Here is a 2287-nt window from a genome sequence, read left to right as displayed (position 1 = left end):
GAAATCTCGATCCGGGCGGCCGCGGCCGGGATCGCCAGCAATATATCCGTCTCGAATGGGGACATGGTCGATCGCGGCCAGGTCATCGCCGAGATCCTGCCATCCGAGGAGTGATGAAATGAGCGACTTTCCCAAATTCGTAGAATTTCGTGAAGAAGGCCCGCGTGAGGGTTTTCAGATCGAAAAGAAGATTTACCCGATCGAAGAGCGGATCGAACTGATCGACATGCTCAGCGAAACCGGCTTGAAACGCATTCAGGTCGGCAGCTTTGTCAGCCCGAAATACGTTCCTCAGATGGCGGACACCGGCGAGTTGTTCCAGCGTATCAAGCGCAAACCGGGCGTGAACTACACATCGCTGTGGCTGAACGACAAAGGGTTTCGCAAGGCCCTGACCGCGCATGAGGTCGATATCGACCCGCGTCTGCTGTTCTATCCTTCCGAAGCATTCGCCCAATCGAACAACAATTGTTCCTCGGCCGAGATGCGGGAAAAACAACGTGACTGGGTCCGTCTTTACAAGGAAGAGGGATATACCGTCGACGCGGCCTATGTGATGACCGCTTTCGGCTGCAACCTCGAGGGCCCCATCCCCCAAGAACGCATCTTGGACGATTTCCGCTTTATCCTTCAGCTATGCGAAGAAGAGAACATCCCCGTGCCGATCCTCGTGGTCGCCGACACCATGGGTTGGGGAAACCCCGAGGCGGTCAAACGGATGATCGGCGCCCTGCGCGAATTGGCGCCCGAGGCGCGCATCGGTATGCACATCCATGACACACGTGGGCTGGGGATCGCCAACGTTTATGCGGCCCTGTCGATGGGCGTGGACATGTTCGAAAGCTCCGTCGCCGGTCTTGGCGGCTGTCCTTTCGCGGGCCACGGCCACGCGCGCGCCGCAGGAAATGTCTGCACCGAGGATGCAGTGTTCCTGTGTCACGAGCTCGGCATCGAAACCGGCATTGATCTGGACAAGCTGATCGCAGCGGCGGTCAAAGCAGAAGAGATCATCGGTGTGCCGCTCATGGGCCGGGTCATGCACACCGGCGGGTTGGACAAATACCGCAAGTCACGCTGAGGGAGCAAGAAGATGACAAAAGCACTTGACGGAAAGGTCGTTCTGGTCACCGGGGCCGGCGGTGGGATCGGGCGTGATATCGCCTTGATGGCAGCTACCGAAGGCGCCGCCGTGGTGGTCAATGATCTGGGCGCATCCCTGAAAGGCACCGGTCAGACAGAAACTGCGGCGCAGAAAGTCGTCGAAGAGATCAGGGCCGCTGGGGGCGATGCCATTGCCGATGGCGGCTCTGTCACCGATCCCGATGCCGCGCGCGCGATGATCGAAGCCGGGGTCAAGGAATTCGGTCGCATCGACGCGGTGGTAAACAACGCCGGCATTCTGCGCGACGGTTACTTCCACAAGATGACCTATGAGGATTTCGACGCGGTGGTGAAGGTCCATCTTTATGGTGCCTTCAATACCAGCCGCGCGGCCGCCGACTATTTCCGCGAACAGGAAAGCGGCGCGCTCGTGCACATGACCTCGACCTCGGGGCTGATCGGCAATTTTGCCCAGGCGAACTACTCTGCCGCGAAGCTGGGCATCGCGGCCTTCTCAAAATCTGTTGCGCTTGATCTCAAGCGCTGGAACGTGCGGTCAAACTGCATCGCGCCCTTCGCCTGGAGCCGGATGATCTCGTCGATCAAGACAGACACCCCGGAACAGGTGGCACGGGTCGAAAAGATCAAGGAGATGACACCGGCCAAGGTTGCACCGATGGCCTGTTTCCTGATGAGCGACCGCGCGGCTGACGTGTCAGGACAGATCTTTGCGGTTCGCAAGAACGAGATCTTCCTGTTCAACCAGCCCCGCCCGGTGCGGTCGGTTCATTCCGGTGATGGCTGGACCGCCGATGAAATCGCCGATCGCGCCATTCCCGCGCTCAAATCGCAGTTCACGCCGCTCGAAGTTTCGGCGGATGTCTTTTCGTGGGATCCGGTCTGATGGGAAAACGCAAAGAAAAAATCAGCTCCAGCATTGCCTGGAGCACCCCTGACCAGATCAGCGTGCGTGGCCTCGACCTGCCCAACGAGATCCTGGGCCACATGAACCTCGGCGATCTGGCGTTCCTGCAACTGACGGGCCGCAAGGCCACACCCGAGGAAAGCCGGGTGTTCAACGCCATCGTCATTACCCTGGTCGAACATGGTATCACGCCCTCGGCCCTGGCGGCGCGGATGACCTATATGGGGGCGCCGGAATCGCTTCAGGCGGCTGTGGCGGCTG

Annotated in this window: 3 protein-coding genes and 1 pseudogene; all 4 read left to right on the top strand. The window is 59.7% G+C overall.

What is annotated here, in order from left to right:
- The first annotated feature begins 3 nt into the window (after nt 1-3).
- Nucleotides 4-114: a biotin/lipoyl-binding protein gene (locus ABYW26_RS13585; RefSeq protein ID WP_372605446.1), complete on the top strand. Its 111-nt coding sequence runs from the start codon at nt 4-6 to the stop codon at nt 112-114.
- Between the two features lie 4 nt (nt 115-118).
- On the top strand, nt 119-1078 hold the full coding sequence (locus tag ABYW26_RS13580) for a hydroxymethylglutaryl-CoA lyase (protein WP_027264398.1): 960 nt from the start codon (nt 119-121) through the stop codon (nt 1076-1078).
- A gap of 12 nt (nt 1079-1090) precedes the next feature.
- Nucleotides 1091-2005, top strand: coding sequence for an SDR family NAD(P)-dependent oxidoreductase (locus ABYW26_RS13575; protein ID WP_028288580.1), 915 nt, complete (start codon nt 1091-1093; stop codon nt 2003-2005).
- Nucleotides 2005-2287 (top strand): annotated as a pseudogene (locus ABYW26_RS13570) (citryl-CoA lyase); the annotation flags it as partial. The gene ABYW26_RS13575 and the pseudogene ABYW26_RS13570, both read left to right, overlap by 1 nt.

This window comes from Actibacterium sp., from assembly GCF_041584535.1.
In the GTDB taxonomy this organism is placed as follows: Bacteria; Pseudomonadota; Alphaproteobacteria; order Rhodobacterales; family Rhodobacteraceae; genus Actibacterium_D.
Note: the sequence above shows the minus strand (reverse complement) of the source record. Positions and strands in the feature narration are given on the sequence as shown.

Coding starts and splice junctions, on each gene's coding strand:
- ABYW26_RS13575 (WP_028288580.1), top strand. CDS start 1,091: ATGACAAAAGCACTTGACGGAAAGGTCGTTCTGGTCACCGGGGCCGGC.
- ABYW26_RS13580 (WP_027264398.1), top strand. CDS start 119: ATGAGCGACTTTCCCAAATTCGTAGAATTTCGTGAAGAAGGCCCGCGT.